The organism is Serratia sp. CY82433 (assembly GCF_052166535.1).
GTDB lineage: Bacteria > Pseudomonadota > Gammaproteobacteria > Enterobacterales > Enterobacteriaceae > Serratia > Serratia sarumanii.
Genome location: NZ_JBJNOR010000003.1, coordinates 299,973 through 321,741, shown reverse-complemented (window position 1 = coordinate 321,741; position 21,769 = coordinate 299,973). Strand labels below are relative to the sequence as shown.

Below are 21,769 nucleotides of genomic sequence, written 5' to 3'. Positions count from 1 at the left end.
ACTCACCCCGCCCGCAGTTGGTGTGCGTGCTGTGAGCGCTTGGCTTCCGCCGTAGCGGCCAGATCCAGATCGCGGCCCTGCAGCAGCAAGACCTGCGCCGCCACGTCGCCTACCTGGGCGCGATGGCCGCTGATGACGCGGGCAAAGATGTTGTAGATAACGACGGCAGGGATCGCCGCGACCAGGCCCAGCGCGGTCGCCAGCAGCGCTTCCGCGATGCCCGGCGCCACGACCGCCAGGTTGGTGGTCTGCGAATGGGCGATGCCGATGAAGCTGTTCATGATGCCCCACACGGTGCCGAACAGGCCGACGAACGGCGAGATGGCGCCGATGGTGGCCAGGAAACCGTTGCCGCGGCCCATGTTGCGGCTGTAGGCCGCCACGCGGCGCTCGAGGCGGAAGCCGGTACGCTCTTTGATGCCGTTGTTGTCGCTGGACTCTGCGGACAGCTCCAGCTCATTTTGCGCGTCGTTCAGCAAGACAGCGCTGACGCTCTGCGAGCCGAAGTTTTGCGCCAGCTCGGAAGCTTCATCCAGCGAGCGCGCGTCGGCCAGCGCCAGCTGTTCGCGGCGCAGGCGGCGTTTGGCGCGCAGCAATTCACTGCCTTTGGAGAACAGAATGGTCCAGGTCACGATCGAGGCCAGCACCAGGCCGATCATTACCGCTTTCACCACCGCGTCGGCGTGCTGATACATGCCCCAAACGGACAGATCCATGCCGCGGGTTTCCGGTGGCTGGATCGTTGGCGCCGGGTTCACCGGCGTGATGCTCTCCGGCGCGGCGGCTGCAGGTGCAGGCGCGGTGGTCGGCGCAACGCTTTCGGTAACGGCCGGATTGGCCGCCGGCGCCGCCTGCGCGCTGCCGGCCAGCCCCACGACCAGCACCATTGAAGCCATCAGGCTGCGGCCAAAGGCCTTGCCCCACTGCGCCCGGCCCTGGCCGAACGATCCTTGATTTAAATTCTTGCCAGCCGTTTTCACGCTGTGCCTCCACCCATTACCGATCAAAATTAAGGAATAATTCAGCGTGCGATCATATCAAACCAACCGGGGATTGATAGTAGTTCTCATTATTATTTACCAAATAAACGAGAAAATTTTAGCCAACCCCGCGGCAAAGCGCCAATCCGCGTCCGTTCACCGCCAAACGCCCCTTTTATGGGGTTATTTCGTTACTTTTCCCCCACAACGGCGCAACAAGGCCACGCTGCCGAACGGCATCCGACCGATGAATGGGCTTCTCTCTCGCCGCTCGGCAGAAGGATTAGGCGAGAAATGCGCAGTCGGCAGCCAATTATAGCCGTTTCTGTATCTGGAAGTTAAAACGTCTGGATGGCTATATTGACTCATGATACCGTAAGGGCTATCGCAAACGGGCACGTGCAGAGCAACCAGAGGTGAGCCAGGTACCATGACGTCAAAACATATCGAAACCACGCTGATCGGCGCCGGCCGCGGCAAGCGCTACACCCAGGGCTCCGTCAATCCCGTCACGCAACGCGCCTCTTCTTTGGTCTTCGACTCCGTCGCCGCCAAAAAACACGCCACCGCGCAGCGCGCCCACGGCGAGCTGTTTTACGGCCGACGCGGCACCCTGACCCACTTCGCGCTGCAGGATGCGATGGTGGAGCTGGAGGGCGGCGCCGGCTGCGTGCTGTACCCCTGCGGCGCGGCGGCGGTAGCCAATGCGATCCTGTCGTTCGTCGGCGCCGGCGATCACCTGCTGGTCACCGGCTCGGCGTACGAACCGACCCAGGATTTCTGCACCCATATCCTCGGCCGCATGAACGTCAGCACCACCTATTTCGATCCATTAATTGGCGCCGATATCGCCACGCTGATCCAGCCCAATACCCGCGTGGTGTTCCTGGAATCCCCCGGCTCCATCACCCTGGAAGTGCAGGATATCCCGTCGATGGTGCAGGCCATCCGCGCGGTGGCGCCGGAGGTGGTGATCATGATCGACAACACCTGGGCGGCGGGCGTGCTGTTCAAGGCGCTGGATTTCGACATCGACATTTCGATTCAGGCCGGCACCAAATACCTGATCGGCCATTCCGATTACATGCTCGGCACCGCCGTCGCCAACGCGCGCTGTTGGGATCGGCTGCGCGAGTACTCCTATCTGATGGGGCAGATGGTGGATGCCGACACCGCCTACATGGCGAGCCGCGGCCTGCGCACCCTGAGCGTGCGCCTGAAGCAGCACGAGCGCAGCAGCATCGAAGTCGCCAACTGGCTGGCGGCACGGCCGGAGGTGGCGACGGTCAATCACCCGGCCCTGCCCAGCTGCAAGGGCCACGAGTTCTACCGCCGCGACTTCAGCGGCTGCAACGGGCTGTTCTCCTTCGTGCTGAAAGAGCGGCTGGATGATGCGCAGCTGGCCGCCTACCTGGACAACTTCAGCCATTTCAGCATGGCCTACTCCTGGGGCGGCTTCGAGTCGCTGATCCTGGCCAACCAGCCGGAAGAGCTGGAAGCGATCCGTCCGGCGGGCGGCGTCGATTTCTCCGGCACGCTGGTGCGCCTGCACATCGGCCTGGAGAACGTCGAAGACCTGATCGCCGATCTGGCGGCCGGCTTCGATCGCCTCAACGGCGTGCGCCAAGACGGATTCCGGTAATTTTCTTCGCCTTGTTTAATGTCGGCTTAAGCTATTAGCGGTACACTAATCGGGTAACTGTCAGATACGGTAACCGCCGCATCCTGGAGAACGTGACCCCGGGCGCAACCGGCATGCAACAGGACATAAAATGGATGTATTACGAGAGATTATTCATGCGCTTTGGCAGCAGGACTTTATCGCCCTCGCCGATCCAAGCGTAATTTGGGTGGTTTACGCCGTACTTTTCACCACCCTGTTTTTGGAAAACGGACTGCTGCCCGCCTCCTTCCTCCCCGGCGACAGCCTGCTGCTGCTGTCGGGCGCGCTGATCGCCAAAGGCGTGATGGGCTTTGCCCCCACCCTGCTGATTCTGACCGCCGCCGCCGGCCTCGGCTGCTGGCTGAGCTATATCCAGGGCCGCTGGCTGGGCCACACCGGCCTGGTGAAGAGCTGGCTGCTGCAGCTGCCGGCGCAGTACCACCAGCGCGCGCACAACCTGTTCAATCGCCACGGGCTGACGGCGCTGCTGATCGGCCGCTTCCTCGGCTTCGTGCGCACGCTGCTGCCGACCATGGCCGGCATTTCCGGGCTCAACAGCTCGCGCTTCCAGGTGTTCAACTGGCTGAGCGCGGCGATCTGGGTCTGTGCGCTGGTGGGCCTCGGCTACGCTTTCAGTCAAATCCCTCTGGTAAAACGCTACGAAAGCCAGGTGATGACCGGCCTGATGCTGCTGCCGCTGCTGCTGCTGTTCGTCGGCCTGCTGGGCGCCATGCTGGTGATCTGGCGCAAAAAGCGCGCTTCCTCTTCCTAAATCCGGCGCGCTACAGCGCCTTCTCGACCAGCGCCAGGCAAGATCGCCCTGCCCCGGTAAACGCGGCTCAGCCCTCCAGCAGCAGCGGGTTGGCCTCGCGCAGCCGGGCGACTTCATCGCTCGGCGTCATGCCGAACAGCCGCTTGAATTCACGGCTGAACTGCGACGCGCTCTCGTAGCCGACGCGGATCGCCGCGGTGCTGGCCTTCAGGCCGTCATGCACCATCAGCAGGCGCGCCTTATGCAGCCGGTACGACTTCACGTACTGCAGCGGCGAGGTGTTGGTCACCGCTTTGAAATTGTGGTGGAACGCCGAGACGCTCATGTTGACCTCGCCGGCCAACTGCTCGACGTTGAGGTTGTCGGCATACTGATGTTCGATGCGCCGCAGCGCCTTGGCGATCTGGCTGAAGTGGGTATGGCGATTGACCAACTCCTGCAGCGACGCGCCGCAGGTGCCGCGCAGCACGTAGTAAAGGATCTCGCGCACGATCTGCGGCCCCAGCACCCGGGCGTCGAGCGGCTTGGCCATCACGTCCAGCAGGCGTTCGGTGGCGCACAGCAGCGCTTCCGTCAGCTCGGCCAGGTTCACCCCGTTGCTCTCCGCCCGCGGTTGCATCAGGTAGTCGTCGTCGCCGATGTCGATCAGCAAATCCTGCAGCATTTGGGTATCGATATTGACCGCCAATCCAACCAGCGGCAGTTCCGGGCTGGCGAAGGTTTCGCATTCGAACGGCAGCGGCACCGTCATCAGCAGGTAGTTGCGCGGATCGTACTGGAACACCTTACTGCCGCAATAGCCGACCTTGTGCCCCTGAAAGATGATGACGATCCCCGGTTCGTACATCACCGGTTGGCGCGGGCAGTGGCGATCGACATACAGGATCTTCACCCGCGGCACCGGCGACGGCGTGTAGCCGTTGCCGGTGGCGATAGCCATCGCCTGGCGCGCCATGCGGCTGCGCTGCGCATCGATTTCAATCACGGAAACACCCTCTTACAGTCAGAACGATTCGGCATAAATCATAATTTAAAATTCGCTATTCCTACAGAGGATTGTAGAAATAGGCAAGAACCAAACAGGAATGTGCATTGTGCGCTGCCGGCAGGTTGCTGACAATACGGGCCAGAAACCTTTGCGCCGCGTTGGCGCCCGCCTGACAGAAAGAGAGAAATCAACCATGCAAAACTTCATTCTGCATACCCCAACCAAAATCCTGTTCGGCAAGGACCAAATTGCCGAAGTGGCCGGCCAGATCCCGGCGGACGTACGCATCCTGATCACCTACGGTGGCGGCAGCGTGAAGAAAAACGGCGTGCTGGATCAGGTGTATAGCGCGCTGGCCGGCCGCGACGTGCGGGAGTTCTCCGGCATCGAGCCGAACCCAACCTACGAAACGCTGATGAAAGCGGTCGAGGTGGTGAAGGCGGAAAACATCGATTTCCTGCTGGCGGTCGGCGGCGGGTCGGTGGTTGACGGCACCAAGTTCATCGCCGCCGCCGCCCGTTATACCGCCGACGGCGACGCCTGGCATATCCTGCAGACCGTCGGCAGCCACATCGCCGACGCGGTGCCGATGGGTTGCGTGCTGACGCTGCCGGCCACCGGTTCCGAATCCAACAGCGGCGCGGTGATCACCCGTAAAAGCAGCGGCGACAAGCAGCACTTCTTCTCGCCGCTGGTGCAGCCGCGCTTCGCCGTGCTGGATCCGGTGGTGACCTATTCGCTGCCGCCGCGCCAGATCGCCAATGGCGTGGTCGACGCCTTCGTGCACACCCTGGAGCAGTATCTGACCTACCCGGTCGACGCCAAGGTGCAAGATCGCTTCGCCGAAGGCCTGCTGCTGACCCTGCTGGAAGACGGCCCGCGCGCGCTGGCCGAACCGGAAAACTATGCGGTGCGCGCCAACGTGATGTGGAGCGCCACCATGGCGCTGAACGGCCTGATCGGCGCCGGGGTGCCGCAGGACTGGGCAACCCACATGCTGGGCCACGAGCTGACCGCCATGCACGATCTCGACCACGCGCAAACGCTGGCCATCGTGCTGCCGGCGCTGCTGCACGAGAAGAAAACGCAGAAGCGCGCAAAACTGCTGCAGTACGCTGACCGCGTTTGGGGCCTGCGCGAAGGCAGCGAAGACAGCCGCATCGACGGCGCCATCGCCGCCACTCGCGCCTTCTTCGAGCAGATGGGCGTACCGACCCGCATGGCGGATTATCAGCTCGACGGCAGCAGCATTCCGGCGCTGCTCGACAAGCTGCATCAGCACGGCATGACCGCCCTGGGCGAGCATCAGGACATCACCCTGGACGTCAGCCGCCGCATTTACGAAGCGGCGCGTTAATCGCAAAACGGCGATTTTTTGCTAGGCTTTAGTCTCCGTCAGCCATTTTTCGCCGCATCCGGCGCCCGGCCGATCACCGGGTGCCGTCAGGCGCCTCAGCGCGCCGCCGATCGTTTCGCACCACCCGTCTTACCGCTCATTCGCAGGGAGAGCGGCGAGAAAATCGCCCTCCCGCCACCGCTGAAATTAGGCTGGCAAACCCGGCAACCGCCCACTTTGCCAACTAGAATTTATCTATAGCCGTTTCGGTGCCGCAGGCGCCGCAATCCGTACACAAGGAGATGCGCATGACAACGCAACAACCCATCATCAAACTCCACGATGGTAATCTGATGCCGCAGTTGGGTCTCGGCGTTTGGCAGGCGAGTATTGAAGAGACCACCCGCGCGGTGAGCAAAGCGCTGGAGATCGGTTACCGCTCCATCGACACCGCCGCGATCTACAAGAACGAGGAAGGCGTCGGCGCCGCGCTGCAGTCCAGCTCGCTGCCGCGCAGCGACCTGTTCATCACCACCAAGCTGTGGAACGACGATCAGGGCGATCCGCTGGCGGCGCTGGAAACCAGTTTGGAAAAACTCAAGCTGGACTATGTGGATCTGTATCTGATCCACTGGCCGCGCCCGCAGCAGGATCAATACGTCTCCGCCTGGCGCGAACTGATCAAACTGCGCGATCAAGGCCTGGTGAAAAGCATCGGCGTATGCAACTTCCATACGCCGCACCTGCAGCGCCTGCTGGATGAAACCAACGTGGCGCCGGTCGTCAACCAGATAGAGCTGCATCCGCTGCTGCAACAGCGCCAGCTGCGCGCCTGGAACGCCACGCACCACATCGCCACCGAATCCTGGAGCCCGCTGGCGCAGGGCGGTGAAGGGGTGTTCGACCAGCCGCTGATCAAGGCGCTGGCCGAGAAATACGAGAAAACCCCGGCGCAGATCGTGGTGCGCTGGCACCTGGACAGCGGCCTTATCGTGATCCCGAAATCGGTCACGCCGTCGCGCATCCGCGAAAACTTCGAGGTGTTTGATTTCAAACTCGATAAGGACGAACTGGGCGAGATCGCCAAGCTGGACATCGGCAACCGCCTCGGGCCGGACCCGGATACCCTGTAAGTCCTCCCCAAGCCCTCTCCCGTCGGAGGGGGCTTTTCCTTTCCGCACATTGCTCCCTTGCGCCGCCTGACGTTATGATGACGACGCCGGAGGCTCCGCCCGCCGGTTAATACCGTTAAAAAACAGACAAGCACGGAGCACCATGAAATTCTCTTTCTCACACGGGTCACGGCTGGGCATGCTTTGCATCATGCTGGTGCTGGCGGGTTGCGCCGGCAAGAAACAGCGCGTCAGCTACGATCGCCACGCCTTCGACAGCGCCATTAAAGACGCCGCCAGCGAATACGGCGTAGACGCCAAGCTGATCACCGCCATGATCCAGGTGGAGTCCGGTTTCAACCCCGCCGCAGTGAGCAGATCCAATGCGATCGGCCTGATGCAGCTGAAAGCCGATACCGCCGGCTGCGACGCCTATCGCTACAAAGGCAAACGCGGTTGCCCGGACGATGACGATCTGCTGGATCCCGACACCAATATCGATCTCGGCGCCGCCTATCTGGCCACCTTGCAAAAACAACAGCTTAAAGGGATCGCCAATCCCGTTACGCTGCGCTACGCCACCATCATCGCCTACGTCAACGGCACCGGCGCGCTGCTGCGCACCTTCTCCAGTAACCGCCAGCAGGCCATCGCGATGATCAACAACCTGTCGCCGGAAGCCTTTAACTGGCACGTGCGCAAATACCATCCCGCTCCGCAGGCGCCGCGCCATTTGATGAAAGTGGAAGCCGCCTACGATCGGCTGTGATGAGTAAAAGTAAAAAGGAGAACCCGAGGGTTCTCCTTTTTGTTTGCGCCCGCGGCGTGGCCGTTACGGCTTGGCTTTGCGAATCGGTTTGCGCGGCGGCCGGTTGGACGGCGTGCGCTGCCGATTGATATCGGTATGTTTGGTCAGCGCCGGCCGGGTATGGCGCTGCAGGCGTTTCGCTTCACGCTGCTCGTCGATGCTCGGCGCCGGCACCAGACACTCGCGGCGGCTGCCGATCAGGTGCTTCAGCCCCATCTCTTCCAGCGCGGCGCGGATCAGCGCCCAGTTGGCCGGATCGTGGTAACGCAGCAGCGCCTTGTGCAGGCGGCGCTGGCGATCGCCGCGCGGCACCACCACGTCTTCGCTCTTGTACCCCACCTTGCTCAGCGGGTTTTTGCCGCTGTAATACATGGTGGTGGAGTTGGCCATCGGCGAAGGATAGAAGTTCTGCACCTGATCGAGGCGGAAAAGGTTCTTCTTCAGCCACAGCGCCAGGTTCACCATGTCTTCATCGCGGGTGCCCGGGTGCGACGAGATGAAGTACGGGATCAGGTACTGCTCTTTGCCCGCCTGCTTCGAATAGTGATCAAACAGCTGCTTGAAGCGATCGTAGCTGCCCATGCCCGGCTTCATCATCTTCGACAGCGGCCCTTCTTCGGTGTGCTCCGGCGCGATCTTCAGGTAGCCGCCGACATGGTGGGTCGCCAGTTCCTTGATATAACGCGGATCTTCCACCGCCAGATCGTAACGAACCCCGGAAGCGATCAGGATCTTCTTAATGCCCTCCAGCGAACGCGCGCGGCGATACAGCTTGATGGTCGGCTCGTGGTTGGTGTCCATATAGGTGCAGATCTCCGGATACACGCACGAGGCGCGGCGGCAGGTCTGCTCGGCGCGCGGGTTGGTGCAGCGCAGCATATACATGTTGGCGGTCGGGCCGCCGAGATCGGAGATCACGCCGGTAAAGCCCGGCACCTTGTCGCGGATCTCTTCGATTTCGCGAACGATCGAATCTTCCGAACGGCTCTGGATGATGCGCCCTTCATGCTCGGTGATCGAACAGAACGAGCAGCCGCCGTAGCAGCCGCGCATGATATTCACCGAGAAACGGATCATGTCATAGGCCGGAATGCGATCCTGGCCGTAGGACGGGTGCGGCACGCGCTGATAAGGCAGCGCGAAGACGCTGTCCATCTCCGGCGTGGTCAGCGGGATCGCCGGCGGGTTGATCCACACGTAGCGGTCGCCGTGTTTCTGCATCAGCGCACGGGCGCAGCCCGGGTTGGTTTCATGGTGCAGAATGCGCGAGGTATGCGCATAAAGCACCTTGTCGCCCTTCACTTTCTCGAAGGACGGCAGCAGCACATAGGTCTTCTCCCACGGCTTCGGCTTGGCGGCGCGCACGGTGACAGGCTTGGCTTCCGGCTCTTTCGGCTTGGCGCCGTCGGCGCACGGCAGATCGTCGCCGTACGGGTTCGGGATAGGTTCGATGCGGCCCGGCTTGTCGAGGCGGGTGGAATCCACGCCGCTCCAGCCCGGCAGCGCTTCTTTGCGCATTACGGCGGTATTGCGAATATCGTGGATGTCGCCAATCTTCTCACCGGCGGCCAGGCGATGCGCCACTTCCACCAGCGGGCGTTCACCGTTGCCGTAGATCAGCATGTCGGCCTTGGAATCCACCAGCACCGAGCGGCGCACGGTATCCGACCAGTAATCGTAGTGGGCGATGCGGCGCAGGCTGGCTTCGATGCCGCCCAGCACGATCGGCACGTCTTTGTAGGCTTCTTTACAGCGCTGGCTGTAGACCAGGGTGGCGCGATCCGGGCGTTTGCCGCCGACGTTGCCGGCGGTGTAGGCATCGTCGTGGCGCAGTTTGCGATCGGCGGTATAGCGGTTGATCATCGAGTCCATGTTGCCGGCGGTGATGCCGAAGAACAGGTTCGGTTTCCCCAACCGCATGAAGTCTTCTTTGTTGCTCCAGTCCGGCTGCGCGATGATGCCGACGCGGAAGCCCTGCGCTTCCAGCATGCGGCCGATGATCGCCATGCCAAAGCTCGGGTGATCGACATAGGCGTCGCCGCTGATGATGATCACATCGCAGCTGTCCCAGCCCAGTTGATCCATCTCTGCTCGCGACATCGGTAAAAACGGCGCGGTGCCAAAACATTCCGCCCAATAAGGCTTATAGGAAAACAGTTCACGATCGGGTTGGATCAGGCTGGTGGTGCTCATTCTGCTGCTCTTTTTACAGGTTAATTAATCGCCGGGCGGCGATTATACGCACTAGCTGCAAAAAGAGCATGGTTATTTCGCTAACCGTTCACTTCGAATTCATAAACGTCGCTGCGGCACAAGATATCGCTGAACTCCAGCGCCTCACCCTGGGCATTGCGGCTGGTCTGGGTGATGTGCAACAACGGCGCGCCGCACGGCACGTTGAGCAGCTCGGCAACCTCGTCGCTGCAGGATACCGCCTTCAGCAGAAAGTGTTTATCTTCGGGCACGATGCCGCGCGATTGCCATAACGCATACAGCGAATGTTCCAGCTGCCCCGGTTCGGGCAGGAAGCGCGGCGGAATATAGGTGGTTTCCAGCGAGACCGGGCTGCCGTTCAGCAAGCGCAAACGCCGCAGTTTGACCACCTCATCCCCTTCCGCCAGCCCCAGCGCCGCCGCGGCCTTGGCCGGCGCGCCGACCCGGGTGCGCAGCAGCCATCGATTGCTGACGCTGCTGCCGTGACGCAGCGCCTGAGCGGTGAAACCGCTGTCCTTATCGAGGGAATAGCCAATGTGCATCGCCACGCGGGTGCCAACGCCCTGCTGTCGCAAAATCAGCCCCTTCTCCTCCAGCAGTTTCATCGCCTTGCTGACGGTGACGCGCGACAGCGCCAGGCCTTCCGCCATCTGCCGTTCGGGCGGCAAAAACGCCTCCGCCGCCAGCACCTGCTGCCTGATCGCGGTTTCTATCGCCATCGCCAGCTGAATATAACGCGGCGCTACCGCCCCCTGCGCCAGATGGCCACGCAGCCAGGCCATAAAATCCGTCATTCGCCCGCCCTCTTACCTATGCCATTTGTCTGGATTTCGTTTTTTATCCTATCGCCGATCCGGCGATAAGCCCCTCACCTTAACTAAAATATCGCTAATGTTTTCAGAGTGGCATCACAAATTTTGCCTAATGGACTTTCATTGGATCTAGATCGCGCGTAATCTGTGCTTATTGATGTTGATACATCAATCGCACCAACACCAGGGACCCACTTTAAAAACAATAAAAAACCCGCTGCCAGCCCTAAAGGATACCCTTGATGGCCGGTAGCGGGGATATACTGTCAGCACAAACGGCCGAGAATAAGCAACGTAGCTAATGGATAGCTTGCTCACTGCTCATAGCCACATCACAGGATCCCCTCGCGGTGGGCGCAACGGATCGATGTCGGCAAATAGAAACGTTCCCGCTTCGCCAAACCCCGCTGCAGACCCACTCTTTGACTACACTCATTGGCGCCGTGCGGCCGACGTGCCTCACCCGATAAGGCGGATACCGCCCTCACTTTGACAGACCCGGCGGTATCAGCCGCTACACACTGCGCGGAATCGGCGTCTTCACCGACAACGGAATAGCCGGCGTCAACCGCGCCAACGGAATCGATTTTCAGTCAACTGCGGCGGCCCTCGCGGCCCTGCGCTACAGGGATCATTTGCTATGACCGATATCAATCGCAATGAAGCATGGAAGGTAGAAAGCACCGGTATCGATCGGGTGCCGGACGCGGAACAGACCGGCAAGCCCATCGAGCTGTTTTGGATCTGGTCGGCGGCCAATATCGGCATTCTCGGCGTGGTGTACGGCGCCATTATCGTCGGCTTCGGCTTATCCTTCCTGCAATCGGTACTCGCCGCGCTGGTCGGCGTCGCCAGCTTCGTGCTGGTCGGCCTCACCAGCTTCGCCGGCAAGCGCGGGCGCACCTCTACGCTGACGCTCTCGCGGGTGATTTTCGGCCTGAAGGGCAACGTGGCGCCCACCCTGTTCAGTTGGATCAACCTGATGGGCTGGGAAGCAGTCAACGTGATCACCGGCACCCTGACGCTGGCGGCGCTGTTCGAGGCCTTCGGGTTGGGTAGCAGCCACCTGCTGACCGCGCTCAGCCTGCTGCTGTTCGGTGGGCTCACTGTCGTCGTCAGCCTGCTGGGGCAAAATACCGTGGTCTGGATGCAAAGCTGGTTCAGCCGCATCTTCGGCACCATGACGCTGATCGTGGTGCTCTATATCCTGTTCAACACCGAGTGGAGCCAGGTGCTGGCGCTGCCTTCCGGCAGCTGGTTGACCGGCTTCCTGCCGGCGGTATCGGTGATTGCCGCCGGCACCGGCATCAGTTGGGCGATCGCTGGCGCCGATTACAGCCGCTATCAAAGCCCGAGCTCGTCGAGCAAAAGCATTTTCGCCGCGGTAATGGGCGGCGCCTGTTTGCCGCTGATGCTGCTGATGCTGGCCGGCATCCTGCTTTCCGTGCAGCTGCCCGATCTGGCCAGCGCCGCCAACCCCATCGCACTGATAGGCTCGGTGCTGCCCGCCTGGATGGCCATTCCTTATCTGCTGGCCGCCACCGCCGGCATCGTCACCATCGCGGTGCTCAGCCTGTATTCCGCCAGCCTTAACCTGCTGACCATCGGCGTGCAGGTCAAGCAGTGGCTGGCGGTGTCGATCGACGCGGTGGTGGTGTTGGGCATCGCCCTGTATGTGCTGTTCATCTCCGGCGATTTCATGGGGCCGTTCATCTCCTTCCTGGTGTTCTGCGGCGTCTTCCTGGCGGCCTGGGAGGCGATTTTCCTGCTCGATTACCTGTGCCTGCGCCGCCGCCACGGGTATGATGGCAACGCTTTGTACGGCCTGCATGGCCAGAACCGCGGCGTGCGCAAAGCCCCGCTGTTCTGCTGGTTCCTCGGCGCCCTGTGCGGCCTGCTGGTCACCAAAACCGGTTTTATCGACGGCCCGCTGGCCAAAGGCCTGTTCGCCGATTCCAGCCTGGGGCTGTTTGTGTCGTTCGCGGTGAGTCTGATCGCTTACGGTCTGTACCTGACCCAACGCAGAGAACATCAATGAGTGAGTGGGAAGCTGTAACACCTGTCCTGGTGATTGGGGGCGCGGTCGGCGATCTGGTGATGACGCTGCCGCGCCTGCCGACCAGCGGCGAAGATATCGAAGCCCAGCCGCAGGCGCGGCAAATCGGCGGCTGCGCGTTCAACGTGGCGCGCGCGCTGGTGCGCCTGGAAACGCCGGTGATTAACGGCATGCCGGTTGGCAACGGTGAATGGGGCGCGGCGGTCGAAGCCGCCATGGGCGAGCTGGGGCTGGAGGTGCTGCTGCGCCACGGCCAGATGGACAACGGCTGGTGCCTGGCGCTGGTGGAGCCGAACGGCGAACGCACCTTCATCACGGTTTCTGGCTGCGAAAGCCAATGGAATAAAGCGCAGCTGGCGACGCTGCCGCTGACGGAGCACACCCTGATCTACGCCAGCGGCTACGAGCTGGCGGGCGAAAGCGGCGAGGCGCTGCGCGAGTGGCTGACGCGTATGCCGTTCGACCAACCGCGCCTGATCGATCCCGGCCCGCGCATCGCTCAGCTCAGCGAAGATTTCTTCGCCATGCTCAGCGACAGCCACACCCTATTGACACTCAACCGCGACGAAGTGACCGCGCTGTGCGGCGCAGGCGACGCCGTGGAGGCCGCGCAGCGCTATGCCGCCGCCCGTAACCTGACGCTGGTCTGCCGCCTGGATCGCGACGGCGCGTGGATCTGCGACGGCCGCACGCCGCCGCTGCACGTGCCCGCCTATCCGGTAGACGTCGTCGACACCATCGGCGCGGGCGATGCCCACTGCGCCGGTTTGCTGGCGGGCCTGTCCGCCGGCTGGCCGCTGCCGCAGGCGGTCGATCTGGCCAACCGGGTCGCCGCTTGCGTGGTGGCCAGCCTCGGCGCCGCCAATCCGCCGGACCGGCAGCAGTTGCAACAGCGCTTCCCGCAGGCCTGACGTTTCAGGGCGCAGCCAGCTGCGCCCCCAGTCTTACTGCGCCGCTACCGCACTCTCCTGCGGCGGGTGGCGATAGTTGAAGCTCAACGCGAACACGATCCCCAACACCAGCGTATACAGCGCAAACACCAGCCAGATGCTCTGCCAGTCTTTCACGCCGTCATGGCTGAAGAAGTCCACCACCTCGCCGCTGGCGAGCGCCCCCAGATAGGCGCCCAAACCGTTCACCATAGTCATGAACAGCCCCTGCGCGCTGGCGCGGATCCGGCGATCGGCCTCTTTCTCGACGAAGATGGCGCCGGAGATATTGAAGAAGTCGAACGCACAGCCGTAGACGATCATCGACAGCAGCAGCAGAACGAAACCAAAGCCGACCGGCGTGCCATAGGCCAGGAACAGGAAGCGCAGCGTCCAGGCCGCCATGCTGATCAGCATCACCTGCTTGATGCCGTAACGGCGCAGGAAGAAGGGAATGGTGAGGATAAAGAACACTTCGGAGATCTGCGACAGCGACAGCAGCACCGCCGGATACCGGACGCTGAGGCTGTCCTGATACAGCGGGTTGAGCGACAGATCGTGCAGGAACGGGTTGCCGAAGGTATTGGTTATCTGCAGCGCCGCGCCAAGTAACATGGCGAACAGGAAAAACAGCGCCATGCGCCGCTGGCGGAACAGCACCAGCGCATCCAGCCCCAGCACGCTCACCCAGCTCTTCGACTCGGCCGCGCGGTTGGTCGGGCAGCGCGGCAGCGTCAGTGAATAAGCGGACAGCAGCAGCGACGCCGCAGAAGCCAGATACAGCTGCAGATTGCTGAGCTCGATTCGGCTAAAGCCGACCAGCCACATCGCCAGAATGAACCCCACCGTGCCGTACACCCGCACCGGCGGAAAGTCCTTCACCGTGTCAAAGCCGTGCTTCTCGAGGCAAAAATAGGAAATGGCGTTGGAGAGCGCGATGGTCGGCATATAGACCATGGCGTTGAACAGCATCACCCAGAACATCAGCATCGGTTGCTCGACCTGCGCCGCGCAGTACAGCGCCAGCGCCCCGAGCAGGTGACAAAGCGCATACAGGTAGTTGGCCTTCATCCACCGATCGGCGATGATGCCCGCCAGCCCCGGCATGATCAGCGCGGCGATGCCTTTGGCGCTGTAAACCATCCCCACCTGCATGCCGCTGAAATGCAGCGTGTTGATCATGTAGGAGCCCAGCGTCACCAACCAGGCGCCCCAGATAAAGAACTGCAGGAAAATCATGACCTTCAATCGTGCTTTTATCGCCATCGCCATCACCTTGTTATTATGCTTTCAACGATGATTGGTGCGGCGGGCCCCCTGCAGCCCGCCGCCGGTTTGCCTGCGGTGTTACAGCGTTTTGAACAGCTCGCGGATCAGGCGCATGAAATCGTCCGCCGCCAGCGCCGCGCAGCTGAGCGTTTGTTCATGGGAGAGCGGCGTATCCGACAGCCCTTCGGCGTAGTTGGTCATCGCGGACACCACCAGCACCTTGAGGCCGCAGTGGCGCGCCGTCAGGACTTCCGGCACGATCGACATGCCCACCACGTCGCAGCCCAGGGTCTGCATCATGCGGATCTCCGCCGGCGTTTCGAAATTCGGCCCGGTGTAGGCGGCGAACACCCCTTCCGCCAGCGGAATGCCCGCGCTTTCGGCCACCGCCGCCAGCCGGGCGCGCAGATCGCGATCGTAGGCGTTCGCCAGGCTGAAGAAGCGCGGCCCGAAGCGCTCGTCGTTGGCGCCGACCAGCGGCGATTCCGGCATGAAGTTGATGTGATCGGTGATGGCCACCAGGCTGCCCGGCGCCACCGAGCGGCGCAGCGAACCGGCGGCGTTGGTCGCCAGCAGGAATTCACAGCCCAGCAGTTTGAAGGTGCGCACCGCGGTGGTCATCACCTGCATGCCGCGCCCTTCATAGAAATGACCGCGCCCTTTCATGCACAATACCGGCACGCCTTCCAGCTTGCCGGCGACCAGCTGCCCGGCATGGCCGGCGACGCCGCTCACCGGGAAGCCCGGCAGCTCCGCGTAGTCGATGGTGACGGTTTCGGTCATCACCTCCGCCAGGGCGCCGAGTCCAGAGCCGAGAATCAAGGCCGCTTTCGGCTGGAAACCCGGCAGGCGTGCGCGGACGACATCGGCGCAGGTAAAAGCATCTTCTTGATTAAACATCGTATTCTCTCTTTCAGCGGGGGATAATAATCCCCATAGTAGAGAGCGAGGCGCGGCCGAGACCAATACATTCTTAGCGGCCGATTTATTCCATTTACCTATAAGTTGAGCTGCGTCACAAGGAGGCGATACCCCGGATGAATCAGCCCCATACCCTGCCCGATCCCGGCCGGATTAACTTCCGCCTGCTGCACTATTTCCGCGTAGTGGCGGAAGAGATGAACTTCACCCAGGCGGCGCGGCGGCTGAATATGTCACAGCCGCCGCTCAGCAAGCACATCAAGGAGCTGGAAAGCCAGCTCGGCGTGGTGCTGTTCAAACGCACCACCCGCTCCATGACGCTGACACCGGCCGGCCGCACGCTGCTGCGCAACGTCGAGCGGCTGCTGGATCAGGCCGACAGCGCGCTGCATCAGGTGCAACAGATGGGGCGCGGCGAAGGCGGCCACATGGTGGTCGGCATGGTCGGCACCTCGGCCTGGGGCGGCCTGATCGCGGCGCTGCGGCGGTTCAGCGAGCAAAACGCCGGCGTCACCTGGTCGTTGAACGAGCTGACGCCCAGCCAGCAAATCGCCGCGCTGCAAAAGCGGCATATCGATATCGGGGTCTGGCGAGAGGCGCAGCAGCAGACGCTGCCGGGGTTGACCTGCCAACGCTTGGCGAGCGAGAGCATCGCCGTGGTGCTGCCGCTCGATCATCCGCTGGCGCAGCAGGAAAGCATCCCGTTGGCGGCGCTGCAGAACGACAGTTTCATCGTGCTGCCGCCGCACGAGGCCAGCCTGGGGCTGTATCTGCACAATCTGTGCCTGCAGCAGGGATTTTTGCCGGACGTCGCTTATCAGGTCAACGAACCGCAAACCCTGCTGGCGCTGGTGGCGGAGGGCTGCGGCATTACGCTGCTGCCGGACAGCTACGGCCGCATCCCGTGGCCCGGCGTCCGCTTTTGCTCGCTGCAGCAGGCGCCGCCGGCGGATCTGTACGCGGTTTACCGCGCCGACAGCGTCACGCCGGTCGTAGAGGCCTTTCTGGAGATGCTGCGGGCGCCGTAAGCGGCCCGCAGCGCAGATTACATCGTCGGCTGCACCATCAGCTGGCCGGCGGTGCCGCGATCGGCCATCTCCAGCGTCTGGCTGTAATACAGGAACGGGAAGTGTTCGGAGGTAGGTTGGTTGAAATACACCAGCAGCTCGACGTCGCCATCGACCCAGACGGTGTCCTTCCAGCCGCGATCTTCCGCCATCGGCTGCGCGCCGTTGACGCGTTTGATCAGGAACTGCACGCCCTGAATATGGAACGACTGCGGCGTATCCGCATGAATGTTCCAGCGTTCCCAGGTGCCTTGCTGCGCCTGCACGTCGATGCGGTTCATGTCCCAAATCGCGCCGTTGATGCCGACGCCGCCGTCGCCCAGGCGGAAATCGCGGGTGCGGCTGGCGCTGCCGTCCAACAGCTGATCCGCCAGCAGGCGCATCGGCAGGTTGTCGGTCACCAGCGGCAGCAGGCCGGTCGGGCGCAGCGTCAGCACCTGGGTGGACACCAGAATGCTCGACGGCTCGAACAGGCCGCGCAGGCGATCCATGATGCCCGCCGCTTCACCGGCGGTGATGGTCACCTCCTCGCCCTTCGACATGTCGATCAGCACTTCCCGGCGTTCGCCCGGCGCCAGCGACAGCTGCTGCACCGCGACCGGCGCGGGCAGGAAGCCCTGATCGCTGGCGATCACGTTGAATGGGCGCCCGTCGCTGAGCTGCAGGGTATAGCGGCGCGCGTTGGAGGCGTTGAGCAGGCGCAAACGCACCCAGCCGCGCGACACCTCGACATACGGATTTTGCACGCCGTTGACCAACAGCGTATCGCCGACGAAACCGCCCTGCGACGGCGCATCGTATTGCGGCGTGCCGAAGTTATCGAAGCGCTTGTCCTGAATGATCAGCGGGAAATCGTCGACGCCGTAGTGGTTGGGCAGCGGCAGCGCTTTGCTGACGGCATCCTCCACCAGCCACAGCCCGGCCAGCCCGTTGTAAACGTGCGGCGCCATACGGTTCGGCGTATTGGCGTGGTACCAACAGGTGGCCGCCGCCTGACGAATAGGCAGCACCGGCGACCAGTCGACGTTGGGCGACATCATGCGCGGCGCGCCGCCCATCAGCGTGCCCGGCACCTGCAGACCGCTAACGGTCATCGCCACCGGCTCCTGCAGGCGGTTGCTGTAGATCAGTTTGACGTCGTCACCGCTGTAAACCCGCACCGTCGGCCCCAAATACATGCCGTTGATGCCCCACACCGCCGCCTTGCGGTTATCCATAAACGCCCAGTGGGCGCGCTGCAGGGTCAGGAACAGCGGTTGACCGCGGCGAGACTCCAGCAGTGGGGGGATGGGTAATGGGGTCTGCGTTCCGCTCGCCTCTGCCCTCAGCGGCACGGCGCTCGCGCACAGCGCCAGGCCCGATGCCTGTATAAACTGACGTCGACTGAGTGACATATTTTCTCCATGAAAAGCAATAACTAAACCGTGTGCAAAACCCAAACGCCCGCCAATCAAGATTAGCAGGCGCTCAGGCGTTAACGGCGCTGAACGCCAATTAAAAACGTATTCTTTGAAGCCGGTAGACTCTTATTTTTTGGCGGCGTTGCGCTGGGCGACTTCGGCGTCCAATTGGGCGATTTTCGCCTCCATCAGCTCGCGGCAATGCGCCGCCAGCTCGCGCACGTTTTCTTTGCCGTATTTGCTGGTATCCACCGGCGCCAACATCTCGACGATCACGTGACCGTTATTCCAGCGATTAAGATTTATATTACCGCTGGTGGTCGATACGCAGATCGGCACAATCGGCACGCCGGCGGCGATGGCCGCGTGGAACGCGCCGGTTTTAAACGGCATCAGCCCGCGACCGCGGCTGCGGGTCCCTTCCGGGAACATCCAGATCGAAATGTCTTTCTTTTTGAACTGCTCCGCCACCTGGGCGATGGTGCCGTGCGCCTTGGCGCGATTATCACGATCTATCAGCAGATTACCGGTCAGCCAATACAGCGGGCCGAAAAACGGGATCCACACCAGACTTTTTTTGCCAACGGTCACGGTGCGCGGCTGCACGATATTGGCGGCCGTCACCATGTCGTAGTTATTTTGGTGGTTGGCGATATAGATGCAGTTGCCGTTGTTGGCCGCATCGGCCGGCACGCGGGTTTCAACCTTGATGCCGAACAGCGTCGACAGGCGGCCGAAAAGGTGGCCGAAGGTCGCCACGTGGCGGGGATTGCGCGGGCTGAACAAGCAATAAACAGAACCGAAAATACACACCAGAATACAGAAAAGAGTGGCGAGAACGGCACGCAAAATCAATAACATAACAACCTCATTAGCACACTGCCAACGCAGTTTACTTCGCTGCGCAGATTCCTTTACTCATTATTTGCCGGCCAGGCGATAAGCACGCCGATGTCGCCTGCCTTTCTCGCTATTTTCCCGCCAGCCGGCAATACGCACAATAATTTTATGCGCAGAAATGTTAACTATTTGGAAAATAAACGCCAGTAAAAATAAATAAGGCGGCCACAGCATGCTGCGACCGCCCGTTAACGCTGGCGCCAACGCTTACTCTTCGCTGTCGCCGCCCGACGCCCGCATCGGCGCATCCACTTCGACGCGATCGATGCGCTGCAGGCCGCGCGGCAGCTGAGTGCCCTTGCGCCCGCGCTCGGCGCGGAATTTCTGCAAATCCTCCGGCCGCAGCGTCAGCTTGCGTTTGCCGACGTGCAGCGTGACGGACGCCTGCGGCGGCAGCACGAACAGCCAGGCCAGCTTGTCGTCACCGGCCGCCGCCTGGGCTGCCGGAATGGAGACGATCTTGTTGCCTTTGCCCTTCGACAGCTGCGGCAGATCGGCGACCGGGAACATCAGCATGCGCCCGGCGGCGGTGATCGACAGCAGCATGTCGTCTGCGCCGTGGATTTCCATCGGCGGCAGCGCCCTGGCGTTGTCCGGCAGCGTGATCATCACCTTGCCGGCGCGGTTGCGCGCCACCAAATCGTTGAAGGTGCAAACGAAGCCGTAACCGGCATCGGACGCCATCAGCAGCTTCTGATCGTCGGCCGCCATCAGCACCTGCTCAATAGTGGCGCCCGGCGGCGGCGTCAGCTTGCCGGTCAGCGGCTCGCCCTGCCCGCGCGCCGAAGGCAGCGTCATCGGATCGAGCGCATAGCTGCGCCCGGTGGAGTCGATGAATACCACCGGCTGGTTGCTCTTGCCGCGCGCCGCGCCGCGGAAGCTGTCGCCGGCCTTGTAGCTCAGGCCGGCCGGATCGATGTCGTGGCCCTTGGCGCTGCGCACCCAGCCCATTTCAGACAGCACGATGGTCACCGGCTCAGACGGCACGAAGTCGTGCTCGCTCATCGCCTTGGCTTCCGCACGCTCGGTCAGCGGCGAACGGCGATCGTCGCCGTAGGTCTGCGCATCGGCCTGGATCTCTTTCTTGATCAGCGTGTTCAGCTTGCGTTCGGACGCCAGCAGCGCCTGCAGCTGATCGCGCTCTTTCGCCAACTCATCCTGCTCACCGCGGATCTTGACCTCTTCCAGCTTGGCCAGGTGACGCAGTTTCAGCTCGAGGATCGCTTCCGCCTGGGTATCGGAGATGCCGAAACGCTGCATCAGCACCGGCTTCGGCTCATCTTCGCTGCGGATGATGTGGATCACCTCGTCGATATTGAGGAACGCCACCAGCAAACCTTCGAGGATATGCAGGCGTTTCAGCACTTTCTCGAGGCGGTAGTTCAGGCGGCGGCGCACCGTGTCGCGACGGTAGGCCAGCCATTCGGTGAGGATCTCCACCAGCCCTTTGACCTGCGGGCGGTTATCCAGACCGATCATGTTCATGTTGATGCGGTAGCTGCGTTCCAGATCGGTGGTGGCGAACAGGTGGTTCATCACCTGTTCCAGATCGATACGGTTGGAGCGTGGCACGATCACCAGACGCGTCGGGTTTTCGTGGTCGGACTCATCGCGCAGATCTTCGACCATCGGCAGTTTCTTGGCGCGCATCTGGCTGGCGATCTGCTCCAGCACCTTGGCGCCGGACACCTGGTGCGGCAAGGCGGTGATCACCGCGCTGCCGTCTTCTTTCTTCCACACGGCGCGCATGCGCACCGAGCCGCGGCCGCTCTGGTAAATTTTGCGGATTTCATCGCGCGGGGTGATGATCTCGGCTTCGGTCGGGAAGTCCGGCCCCTGCACGAATTCGAGCAGATCGTCGAGCGAGGCGCCCGGCTTGTCGAGCAGCGCCACCGCCGCGGCGGCGACTTCGCGCACGTTGTGCGGCGGAATGTCGGTCGCCATGCCGACGGCGATACCGGTGGTGCCGTTCAGCAGGATGTTCGGCAGGCGCGCCGGCAACATCTTCGGCTCTTGCAGCGTGCCGTCAAAGTTCGGGATCCAGTCGACGGTGCCTTGCCCCAGCTCGGCCAGCAGCACTTCGGCGTATTTGGACAGGCGCGATTCGGTATAACGCATCGCCGCAAACGACTTGGGATCGTCCGGCGCCCCCCAGTTACCCTGGCCGTCCACCAGCGGATAGCGGTACGAGAACGGCTGCGCCATCAACACCATGGCTTCATAACACGCGCTGTCGCCGTGCGGGTGGTATTTACCCAGCACGTCGCCCACGGTGCGGGCGGATTTCTTGAATTTGGCGCTGTTGTTCAGCCCCAGCTCAGACATGGCGTAGATGATGCGGCGTTGTACCGGCTTCAAACCGTCGCCAATGTACGGCAACGCCCGATCCATGATGACGTACATGGAATAGTTCAGATAGGCGTTTTCAGTGAATGTGTGCAGCGGTAAACGCTCTACACCATCATGAGTCAGATCACTCATTACTCAATTATCCTCAGACCGTGGCTTGGCAATCCCTGGACGACAATAAGGCATCGCTTGT

General features: G+C 62.2%; 17 protein-coding genes. 8 read left to right on the top strand and 9 right to left on the bottom strand.

Features of this window, described 5'->3' with window-relative positions; all coding sequences use genetic code 11:
- Positions 1-2: 2 nt before the first annotated feature.
- Positions 3-980: a tol-pal system-associated acyl-CoA thioesterase gene (gene exbB, locus ACJ8PI_RS17810; protein WP_072264955.1), complete on the bottom strand. Its 978-nt coding sequence runs from the start codon at positions 978-980 to the stop codon at positions 3-5.
- A gap of 430 nt (positions 981-1,410) precedes the next feature.
- Between exbB and metC the strand changes: the two genes are divergently transcribed.
- Complete coding sequence (gene metC, locus ACJ8PI_RS17805) at positions 1,411-2,622, top strand: cystathionine beta-lyase (protein ID WP_164134655.1); 1,212 nt, start codon at positions 1,411-1,413, stop codon at positions 2,620-2,622.
- Positions 2,623-2,752: 130 nt separating this feature from the next.
- Complete coding sequence (locus ACJ8PI_RS17800) at positions 2,753-3,415, top strand: DedA family protein (protein ID WP_033636044.1); 663 nt, start codon at positions 2,753-2,755, stop codon at positions 3,413-3,415.
- Between the two features lie 67 nt (positions 3,416-3,482).
- On the opposite strand, the gene ACJ8PI_RS17795 is transcribed toward ACJ8PI_RS17800, so the two are convergent.
- Positions 3,483-4,370, bottom strand: coding sequence for an AraC family transcriptional regulator (locus tag ACJ8PI_RS17795; RefSeq protein ID WP_194243347.1), 888 nt, complete (start codon positions 4,368-4,370; stop codon positions 3,483-3,485).
- Between the two features lie 226 nt (positions 4,371-4,596).
- On the opposite strand from ACJ8PI_RS17795, the gene yqhD reads away from it, so the two are divergent.
- From yqhD to ACJ8PI_RS17780, 3 genes are all read left to right on the top strand, one after another.
- A complete protein-coding gene (gene yqhD, locus ACJ8PI_RS17790) occupies positions 4,597-5,760 on the top strand; it encodes an alcohol dehydrogenase (RefSeq protein ID WP_060426964.1) in 1,164 nt (387 codons plus the stop codon).
- Positions 5,761-6,047: 287 nt separating this feature from the next.
- On the top strand, positions 6,048-6,872 hold the full coding sequence (gene dkgA / locus ACJ8PI_RS17785) for a 2,5-didehydrogluconate reductase DkgA (protein ID WP_033654835.1): 825 nt from the start codon (positions 6,048-6,050) through the stop codon (positions 6,870-6,872).
- A 142-nt stretch (positions 6,873-7,014) separates the two neighbouring features.
- Positions 7,015-7,620, top strand: a complete 606-nt coding sequence (locus ACJ8PI_RS17780; RefSeq protein ID WP_033649078.1) for a transglycosylase SLT domain-containing protein — start codon at positions 7,015-7,017, stop codon at positions 7,618-7,620.
- Positions 7,621-7,683: 63 nt separating this feature from the next.
- On the opposite strand, the gene ACJ8PI_RS17775 is transcribed toward ACJ8PI_RS17780, so the two are convergent.
- The gene (locus ACJ8PI_RS17775; RefSeq protein WP_164134656.1) at positions 7,684-9,852 is read right to left on the bottom strand and encodes a YgiQ family radical SAM protein; all 2,169 of its coding nucleotides are present in this window, start codon (positions 9,850-9,852) and stop codon (positions 7,684-7,686) included.
- A gap of 80 nt (positions 9,853-9,932) precedes the next feature.
- Positions 9,933-10,667 (bottom strand): GntR family transcriptional regulator, encoded by a 735-nt coding sequence (locus ACJ8PI_RS17770; RefSeq protein ID WP_033636050.1) that lies wholly within the window; start codon positions 10,665-10,667, stop codon positions 9,933-9,935.
- A 658-nt stretch (positions 10,668-11,325) separates the two neighbouring features.
- Between ACJ8PI_RS17770 and ACJ8PI_RS17765 the strand changes: the two genes are divergently transcribed.
- Both ACJ8PI_RS17765 and ACJ8PI_RS17760 read left to right on the top strand, forming a co-directional pair.
- On the top strand, positions 11,326-12,723 hold the full coding sequence (locus tag ACJ8PI_RS17765) for a purine-cytosine permease family protein (RefSeq protein WP_025304294.1): 1,398 nt from the start codon (positions 11,326-11,328) through the stop codon (positions 12,721-12,723).
- Entirely contained in the window at positions 12,720-13,652 is a 933-nt protein-coding gene (locus tag ACJ8PI_RS17760) for a PfkB family carbohydrate kinase (protein ID WP_049196192.1), read from the top strand. Before ACJ8PI_RS17765 ends, ACJ8PI_RS17760 begins: the two co-directional genes overlap by 4 nt.
- 33 nt (positions 13,653-13,685) lie before the next feature.
- Here the strand turns inward: ACJ8PI_RS17760 and ACJ8PI_RS17755 are convergent, their stop codons facing one another.
- Positions 13,686-14,936, bottom strand: coding sequence for a nucleoside permease (locus ACJ8PI_RS17755; protein WP_033636053.1), 1,251 nt, complete (start codon positions 14,934-14,936; stop codon positions 13,686-13,688).
- An 81-nt stretch (positions 14,937-15,017) separates the two neighbouring features.
- Positions 15,018-15,839: a xanthosine phosphorylase gene (gene xapA, locus ACJ8PI_RS17750; RefSeq protein WP_041036721.1), complete on the bottom strand. Its 822-nt coding sequence runs from the start codon at positions 15,837-15,839 to the stop codon at positions 15,018-15,020.
- 137 nt (positions 15,840-15,976) lie between these two features.
- On the opposite strand from xapA, the gene ACJ8PI_RS17745 reads away from it, so the two are divergent.
- The gene (locus ACJ8PI_RS17745; RefSeq protein WP_060453181.1) at positions 15,977-16,888 is read left to right on the top strand and encodes a LysR family transcriptional regulator; all 912 of its coding nucleotides are present in this window, start codon (positions 15,977-15,979) and stop codon (positions 16,886-16,888) included.
- Between the two features lie 17 nt (positions 16,889-16,905).
- Here the strand turns inward: ACJ8PI_RS17745 and ftsP are convergent, their stop codons facing one another.
- The 3 genes from ftsP to parC all read right to left on the bottom strand — a co-directional run bounded on the left by ftsP (position 16,906) and on the right by parC (position 21,708).
- Positions 16,906-18,321, bottom strand: coding sequence for a cell division protein FtsP (gene ftsP / locus ACJ8PI_RS17740; RefSeq protein ID WP_039569305.1), 1,416 nt, complete (start codon positions 18,319-18,321; stop codon positions 16,906-16,908).
- Between the two features lie 132 nt (positions 18,322-18,453).
- The gene (locus ACJ8PI_RS17735; RefSeq protein ID WP_033636057.1) at positions 18,454-19,188 is read right to left on the bottom strand and encodes a 1-acylglycerol-3-phosphate O-acyltransferase; all 735 of its coding nucleotides are present in this window, start codon (positions 19,186-19,188) and stop codon (positions 18,454-18,456) included.
- A 246-nt stretch (positions 19,189-19,434) separates the two neighbouring features.
- Complete coding sequence (gene parC / locus ACJ8PI_RS17730; protein ID WP_039569308.1) at positions 19,435-21,708, bottom strand: DNA topoisomerase IV subunit A; 2,274 nt, start codon at positions 21,706-21,708, stop codon at positions 19,435-19,437.
- Positions 21,709-21,769: the final 61 nt, after the last annotated feature.